Raw genomic sequence first — 8,297 nt, 5'->3', positions numbered from 1 at the left:
CCGCCTCGTTCAATCTAGCCCTCAACCGCCCCCGCGCGGCCCCGGCGCGGGGGGGGGGCCCCCCCCCCCCCGGCACACGGCTCCGGGTCAGTGGGCGGCGGACTCCCAGTCGGCGCCGACGCCGACGGACACGTCCAGCGGGGCCCGCAGCTCGACGGCGGCGGCCATCTCGCGGCGCACCAGCTCCTCGACCCGCTCGCGCTCGCCCGGGGCGATCTCCAGCACGATTTCGTCGTGGACCTGGAGCAGCATCCGCGACGTCAGGCCCGCCTCGGCGATCGCCCGGTCCACGCGGAGCATGGCGACCTTGACGATGTCGGCGGCGGTGCCCTGGATCGGGGCGTTCAGCGCCATCCGCTCCGCAGCCTCGCGGCGCTGGCGGTTGTCGCTGGCCAGGTCCGGCAGGTAGCGGCGGCGCCCGAAGATCGTCGCCGTGTACCCGGTGGCGCGGGCCTCTTCGACGACGCGCTGCAGGTAGTCCCGGACCCCGCCGAACCGCTCGAAGAAGGTCTCCATCAGTCCGCGCGCCTCGGCCGGCTCGATCCCGAGCTGCTGGGCGAGGCCGAAGGCGGAGAGCCCGTACGCGAGCCCGTACGACATCGCCTTGATCTTGCGCCGCATCTCGGCGTCGACGGCGGACCGCTCCACGCCGAACACCTGGGAGGCGACGGTGGTGTGCAGGTCCTCACCGGACAGGAAGGCCCGGATCAGTCCCTCGTCCTCGGACAGGTGGGCCATGACCCGCAGCTCGATCTGGCTGTAGTCGGCGGTCATGAGGGACTCGTAGCCCTCGCCGACGACGAACCCGCGGCGGATGGCGCGCCCCTCGTCGGTGCGCACCGGCACGTTCTGCAGGTTGGGGTCGGTGGAGGACAGACGTCCGGTCGCGGCGGTGGTCTGGCTGAAGCTGGTGTGCACCCGGCCGTCGGCGGCGACCGTCTTGACCAGGCCCTCCACGGTCACCCGCAGCTTGGCCTGCTCCCGGTGCCTCAGCATGATCACGGGGAGCTCGTGGTCGGTCTGGGTGGCCAGCCAGTTCAGGGCGTCCGCGTCCGTGGTGTAGCCGGTCTTGGTCTTCTTCGTCTTCGGCAGGTCCAGCTCGCCGAAGAAGACCTCCTGCAACTGCTTGGGCGAGCCGAGGTTGAACTCGTGGCCCACCGACGCGTGCGCCTCCTTGACCGCCTGCTGCACGGCCCCGGCGAACTGCTGCTCCATGGCCTCCAGGTGGTCGCGGTCGGCGGCGATGCCGGCCCGCTCCATCCGGGCCAGCAGCTCCGACGTCGGCAGCTCCATGTCGTGGAGCAGATCGGCTGCGCCGACCTCCACGAGCTTGCCGGTGAAGGCCTCGCCGAGGTCCAGGACGGCGCGGGCCTGCGCCATCAGCGCCTCGGCCTCGGCGGTCTCGTCGGCGCCGAAGGCCAGCTGGCCGTCGGCCGCGGCGGGCTGCAGCTCGCGGCCCAGGTACTCCACCGACAGCACGTCCAGCGCGAAGGACCGCCGGCCCGGCTTGACCAGGTACGCGGCGAGCGCGGTGTCCATGGTGACGCCGTCCAGGCGCCAGCCGTGCTCCGGGAAGACCCGCATCAGGCCCTTGGCGTTGTGCACGGCCTTGGGCCGGTCCGGGTCGGCGGCCCAGGCCGCGAACGCCTGCTCGTCGGCCTCGTCCAGCGCGGACGGGTCGAACCAGGCGGCCGCCCCGCCGGCCGCGGCCAGCGCGACCTCGGCGACGCTGCCCTGGCCCAGCGCCCAGCTGTCCACGGTGGACACGCCGAGGGGACCGCCGCCGTGCGCCGCGAGCCACGGCGCGAGCTCGCCCGTACCCAGCACGGACCCGTCCAGCTCCACCCCCGCGGCCGGAGCCGGGGCCTCCTCCTGGCCGGCACCCGGGTCCGCCGCCAGCAGCCGCTCGCGCAGCGAGGGGTTGCGGATCTCCAGCACGTCCAGCACGCCGGTCACGGCGGACCGGTCGTACGGGGCGCGCTGCAGGTCGGTCGGGGTCTTGTCCAGCTCCACGTCGCGGACCATCTCGGTCAGCACCCGGTTGAGCTTCACGGCCTCCAGGTGGTCGCGGAAGTTCTGCCCGGCCTTGCCCTTGACCTCCTCGGCGCGCTCCACCAGCTCCGCGAGCGACCCGAACTCGTTGATCCACTTGGTGGCGGTCTTGGGCCCGACGCCCGGGATGCCCGGCAGGTTGTCCGACGGGTCGCCGCGCAGCGCCGCGAAGTCCGGGTACTGCTGCGGGGTCAGCCCGTACTTCTCCACGACCTTCTCCGGCGTGAAGCGGGCCAGATCCGAGACGCCCTTCATCGGGTACAGCACCGTGGTGTGCTCGGAGACCAGCTGGAAGGAGTCCCGGTCGCCGGTGACGATCAGCACCTCGAAGCCGAGCGCCTCCGCCTGCGTCGCCAGCGTCGCGATCACGTCGTCGGCCTCGAAGCCCTCGACCGCGAACCGCGGCACGTTCATCGCGTCCAGCAGCTCGCCGATCAGCTCCACCTGCCCCTTGAACTCGTCCGGGGTCGAGGAGCGGTTCGCCTTGTACTCGGGGAACTCCGTCGAGCGCCACGTCTTGCGCGAGACGTCGAACGCCACCGCGAAGTGCGTGGGCGCCTCGTCGCGCAGCGTGTTCGCCAGCATCGACGCGAAGCCGTAGATCGCGTTCGTCGGCTGGCCGGTCACCGTGGTGAAGTTCTCCGCGGGCAGCGCGAAGAACGCCCGGTACGCCAGGGAGTGCCCGTCCATGAGCATCAGGCGGGGGCGGTCCGCTGCGGTCGTCTGGTCGGTCTTCTTCGATGCGTTCTCTGCCACGCCCCCGATCCTAGGCCGCTCCACCGACAATCCCGGCCTCGGCGATCACCACCCCGGTCGTGACAGGATCGGACGCGAATGCGAAGCGCGCGGCCCGGCCGGCGCACTGCCCGACGTGCTCAAAGGGGAGCGACATGGCCACGAAGCCGCCCGCAGGTGATCCCGTACAGGACGCGCCGCAGGTCGCGCCTCCCCAGCACGCCGCGGCGGGCCTGCCCGCGATCGGGCACACCCTGCGGATCGCGCAGGCCCAGATGGGGCTGGCGCGCACCGCCCGCACCCTGCTCAAGGTCAACCAGAAGGACGGCTTCGACTGCCCGGGCTGCGCCTGGCCCGAGGGCGACAAGCGGCACACGGCCGAGTTCTGCGAGAACGGCGCCAAGGCCGTCGCCGAAGAGGCCACGCTGCGCCGGGTCACCCCGGACTTCTTCGCCGCCCACCCGCTCGCCGACCTCGCCGGCCGCTCCGGGTACTGGCTCGGCCAGCAGGGCCGCATCACCCAGCCCATGTATCTGCCCGAGGGCGCCGACCGGTACGAGGCCGTCACCTGGGAGCGGGCCTTCGAGATCATCGCCGAGGAGCTGAACGCCCTCGACTCCCCCGACGAGGCCCTCTTCTACACCTCGGGCCGCACCAGCAACGAGGCCGCGTTCCTCTTCCAGCTGTTCGCCCGCGAGTTCGGCACGAACAACCTGCCCGACTGCTCCAACATGTGTCACGAGTCCTCGGGCTCCGCGCTCACCGAGACGATCGGCATCGGCAAGGGCAGCGTCTCCCTGGAGGACCTCCACCGGGCCGACCTGATCATCGTCGCCGGGCAGAACCCGGGCACCAACCACCCCCGCATGCTCTCCGCCCTGGAGAAGGCCAAGGCCGCCGGCGCGAAGATCATCTCGGTGAACCCGCTGCCCGAGGCCGGCACGGAGCGGTTCAAGAACCCCCAGACCCCCCTCGGCATGCTCCGCGGCACGGCCCTGACCGACCTGTTCCTGCAGATCCGCATCGGCGGCGACCAAGCCCTCTTCCGCCTCCTCAACAAGCTCGTGATCGAAGCGTCCGAAAGCGGCTCCGCCGCGGGGTCGGGCGCCGTCGACGAGGACTTCGTCCGCGAGCACACCCACGGCTACGAGGACCTCCGCGCCGCCGCGGCCGAGGCCGACTGGGCCGAGACCCTCACCGCCACCGGCCTGACCCGGCCCGAGATCGAACGCGCCCTCGCCATGGTGCTGGCCTCGCAGCGCACCATCGTCTGCTGGGCCATGGGCCTGACCCAGCACAAGCACGCCGTCGCCACCATCCGCGAGGTCGTCAACCTGCTCCTGCTCCGCGGCAACATCGGCCGCCCCGGCGCCGGCGTGTGCCCCGTCCGCGGCCACTCCAACGTCCAGGGCGACCGCACCATGGGGATCTTCGAACGCCCCGCCCCCGCCTTCCTCGACGCCCTCGACAGGGAATTCGGGATCACCTCGCCCCGGCACCACGGCTACGACGTGGTCCGCTCCATCCAGGCCCTGCGCGACGGCAAGGCCAAGGTGCTCTTCGCGATGGGCGGCAACTTCGTCGGCGCCACCCCCGACACCGAGGTCACCGAGGCCGCGATCCGCCGCGCCTCCCTCACCGTGCACGTCTCCACCAAGCTCAACCGCTCCCACGCGGTCACCGGCCGGCGCGCCCTGATCCTGCCCACCCTCGGCCGCACCGACAAGGACGTCCAGGCCGCGGGCCGGCAGTTCGTCACCGTCGAGGACTCCATGGGCATGGTCCACGCCTCCCGCGGCAACCTCGCCCCGGCCTCCCCGCACCTGCTCTCGGAGCCGGCGATCGTCGCCCGCATGGCCCGCGCCGTCCTCGGCGACGCCTCCACCACCCCCTGGGAGGAGTTCGAGCGGGACTACGCCGCCATCCGCGACCGGATCTCCCGCGTCGTCCCCGGCTTCGAGGACTTCAACGCCCGCGCCGCCCGCCCCGAGGGCTTCCGGCTCCCGCACGCCCCCCGCGACGAGCGCCGCTTCCCGACGGCGACCGGCAAGGCCAACTTCACCGCCGCGCCGGTGGAGTACCCGAAGGTCCCCGAGGGCCGGCTCCTGCTACAGACCCTGCGCAGCCACGACCAGTACAACACCACGATCTACGGCCTCGACGACCGCTACCGCGGGATCACCGGCGGCCGCCGCATCGTCATGGTCCACCCCGAGGACGCGGCCGAGCTCGGCCTCGCCGACGGCTCCTACACGGACCTGGTCAGCGAGTGGAAGGACGGCGTGGAGCGGCGCGCGCCCGGCTTCCGCGTCGTCCACTACCCGACCGCCCGCGGCTGCGCGGCGGCCTACTACCCCGAGACGAACGTGCTCGTCCCGCTCGACTCCACCGCCGACACCAGCAACACCCCCGCCAGCAAGTCCGTCGTCGTGCGCTTCGAACCGGCCTGATAGAACGACGTCACGACAAGATGGTTAACGAGCGTTGACGAACGGAGCCGGCCCATGGGCGAGCAGCACGCTGTGAAGTTCCCGCAGGAGGTCCTGGACGAGTACGCGGCCCTGGGCATCGACCTGCCCGCGCTGTTCTCGGCGGGCCACCTCGGCGAGCGGATGGACATCCGCATCCTGGAGGCGGCCCCCGACCGGGTCGTCGGCACCATGCCGGTCGAGGGCAACACCCAGCCCTACGGGCTGCTGCACGGGGGCGCCTCCGCCGTCCTGGCCGAGACCCTCGGCTCGGTCGGCGCGATGCTCCACGGCGGCATCGACAAGATCGCCGTGGGGGTCGACCTGAACTGCACCCACCACCGCGGCGCCCGCTCCGGCCTCGTCACCGGCGTCGCCACGCCCGTGCACCGCGGCCGCTCCACCGCCACCTACGAGATCGTGATCAGCGACGAGCAGGACCGGCGGGTGTGCAGCGCCCGCCTGACCTGCCTGCTGCGCGACGCCGCCGCCGCACCGGCCGCCGGGGCCTGAACCCGGCGCGGCCCCGTACAGGCCCGGTTCCCGCCCCTCCCCGGGGCGGGAACCGGGCCTGCGCCGTCTCCGCCCCGCCCGCACCCCGGCTCCGCCCGTCCCCCCGCAAGCCCCCGGCCACGGCAACCGCCCGGAATCCGCCAGTCCGCACCTGCCCCGTGCACGGCCGTTGTGTCACGGAAGGTGACGGCCTACCGTCGCCCGCATGGGCACCCAGCCACCCCGCGCGGCCCGGTACGGCGCCGTCGCGCTCCTCGCGGCCCTCACCCTCGGCGCGGGCTCCGCCTGCGCCCCTGGCAGCCCGAAGTCCGCGCAGGAGGCCGCCCCGAGTCCGTCCCCACCTGCCCGGATCTGCACAACTCTGGTGTCCTACTGGGCGAAAGAGTCCCTGATGGGCAGTTACTGGGCCGGGCTGGACTGGGAGCAGAAGGGCATGTCCAATGGGCAGTACGCGATCCACGAGGAAGCCGTTGCCGCAGGTCGGGTCGAGGAGCGAACTGCCGGTCTGGACAAGGCACTTGAACTGGTCGACCGGCTCGTCGCGCAGCGCTGCGAGGAGCAGGGCGGGGCCACCTGGAGCTCGGAGAACTGGCGGCCGCCGAGCCCGGCGCGGTGACCGGATACCCGAGCCCGCTGTCCGACTTCCGGGCACCCGGCGATGCACGACCGGGCCGCAGGTCTGGGGTGTTCCGCCCGTTTCGGTCGAGATCCAATCGTACGAAGTGGATCAAGGACCGTCATTACCATCAGTAATGCCCACGCCCGACAGAATCCCCCTTTTTCGCGTGCGCAATGCCGCCACCGCGATTCTTTCGGACACGCGCTGCAACATTCGGCCCGATTTGATCTATGACAGGACCATGAGGCCCTCAAGCCCCTTAGAGAACCGGGGAATTCTCACGATGCGGACGCCCAACAGCGTCGCCAAACGCCCGATCTGTCCGAACTCCCCCCGCACATTCTTGGCCTTGGCATAACAAGACAGTCACATCCTCCTTTCCCCGCTCCCCCGCACTCGCCACCTCGGCCTAGAGTCACGGCCAGTCACCGCGCCACAGAGCGCAAACCCAGCACGGCCGTGGAACTCCCAGTGCGGCCCGGCTCCCGTTCGGCACCCTCGACTTCGAGGGTGGCCGCGCCAGGGAAAGGAAGAATCGTGCGACACCGTTCTCTGCTTGTCCTCACGACCGTGATCACCACGGGAGCCCTCACCCTTACCGCCTGCGGTTCCCGTGATGCGGCGAAGACCGGGGACAAGGCCGACGGCTCCAAGACCGTCGTCGTCATCGGCGTTGACGCCCCGCTCACCGGCTCCCTTTCCGCTCTCGGCCAGGGCATCAAGAACTCCGTGGACCTCGCGGCCAAGACCGCAAACAAGAACAACGAGGTCCCCGGCGTTGAATTCAAGGTCGAAGCCCTTGATGACCAGGCAGTTCCTGCCTCCGGCCAGGCAAACGCCACCAAGCTCGTAGGCAACAAGGACGTTCTCGGCGTCGTCGGCCCGCTGAACTCCGGCGTCGCCCAGCAGATGCAGGGCGTCTTCGCCTCCGCCAACCTCGCCCAGGTCTCCCCGGCCAACACCAACCCGGCCCTCAGCCAGGGCGACAACTGGGGCAAGGGCGAGTTCAAGCGCCCCTTCAAGACCTACTTCCGCACCGCCGCCACCGACGTCGTCCAGGGCAAGTTCGCCGCCCAGTACCTCTTCAAGGACGCCGGCAAGAAGAAGGTCTTCGTCGTCGACGACAAGCAGACCTACGGCGCCGGCCTCGCCGGCATCTTCGCCGAGGAGTTCAAGAAGCTCGGCGGCGAGGTCGTCGGCACCGACCACGTCACCGTGAAGGAGACCGACTTCTCCTCCACCGCCGACAAGGTCAAGTCCTCCGGCGCCGACTCCGTCTACTTCGGCGGCCAGTACCCCGAGGGCGGCCTGCTCTCCGACCAGATCAAGAAGACCGGCGCCAACATCCCGCTCTTCGGCGGCGACGGCATCTACGACCCGGCCTTCATCTCCGCCTCCGCCGAGGCCAACGACGGCGACCTCGCCACCTCCATCGGCGCCCCCGTCGAGAAGCTCGACACCGCCAAGAAGTTCATCGACGACTACAAGGCGGGCGGCTACAAGGACCCGTACGCGGCCTACGGCGGCTACTCCTACGACGCCGGCTGGGCCGTCATCCAGGCCGTCAAGGCCGTCGTCGCCGCCAACGGCGGCAAGGTCCCGACCGACGCCCGCGCCAAGGTCGTCGAGGCCCTCGGCAAGGTCACCTTCGACGGCGTCACCGGCAAGGTCTCCTTCGACGAGTACGGCGACACCACCAACAAGCAGCTCACGGTCTACAAGGTCGAGGGCGGCAAGTGGATCGACGTCAAGAGCGACACCTTCAACCAGTAGTCGCCCCGCCTGACGGCACAACCACCTGACCCACCCAAAGGAACAAGCCGCGGGGGGGGGGGGGGGGGGCGGGGCGGCGCGCGGGGGGGGGGGGCCCGCCCCCCGCCCCCACGCGGAGTGCGCGGGCCGGCGGGACC

Annotated in this window: 5 protein-coding genes; 4 read left to right on the top strand and 1 reads right to left on the bottom strand. The window is 71.3% G+C overall.

Features of this window, described 5'->3' with window-relative positions; all coding sequences use genetic code 11:
* Positions 1–87: 87 nt before the first annotated feature.
* Entirely contained in the window at positions 88–2,808 is a 2,721-nt protein-coding gene (gene polA / locus ACFVGY_RS25920) for a DNA polymerase I (protein WP_385681243.1), read from the bottom strand.
* Between the two features lie 134 nt (positions 2,809–2,942).
* Between polA and ACFVGY_RS25915 the strand changes: the two genes are divergently transcribed.
* The 4 genes from ACFVGY_RS25915 to ACFVGY_RS25900 all read left to right on the top strand — a co-directional run bounded on the left by ACFVGY_RS25915 (position 2,943) and on the right by ACFVGY_RS25900 (position 8,160).
* Positions 2,943–5,237, top strand: coding sequence for an FdhF/YdeP family oxidoreductase (locus ACFVGY_RS25915; RefSeq protein ID WP_385681241.1), 2,295 nt, complete (start codon positions 2,943–2,945; stop codon positions 5,235–5,237).
* Between the two features lie 54 nt (positions 5,238–5,291).
* The gene (locus tag ACFVGY_RS25910) at positions 5,292–5,768 is read left to right on the top strand and encodes a PaaI family thioesterase (RefSeq protein WP_385681240.1); all 477 of its coding nucleotides are present in this window, start codon (positions 5,292–5,294) and stop codon (positions 5,766–5,768) included.
* Between the two features lie 205 nt (positions 5,769–5,973).
* On the top strand, positions 5,974–6,384 hold the full coding sequence (locus ACFVGY_RS25905) for a hypothetical protein (RefSeq protein ID WP_385681238.1): 411 nt from the start codon (positions 5,974–5,976) through the stop codon (positions 6,382–6,384).
* 540 nt (positions 6,385–6,924) lie between these two features.
* Entirely contained in the window at positions 6,925–8,160 is a 1,236-nt protein-coding gene (locus ACFVGY_RS25900) for a branched-chain amino acid ABC transporter substrate-binding protein (RefSeq protein ID WP_385681236.1), read from the top strand.
* Positions 8,161–8,297 lie beyond the last annotated feature (137 nt).

Source organism: Streptomyces sp. NPDC127106 (assembly GCF_042677605.1).
Taxonomy (GTDB): Bacteria; Actinomycetota; Actinomycetes; order Streptomycetales; family Streptomycetaceae; genus Streptomyces.
The sequence above is the reverse complement of the archived record's forward strand: the minus strand, read 5'-3'. Positions and strand labels throughout refer to the sequence as shown.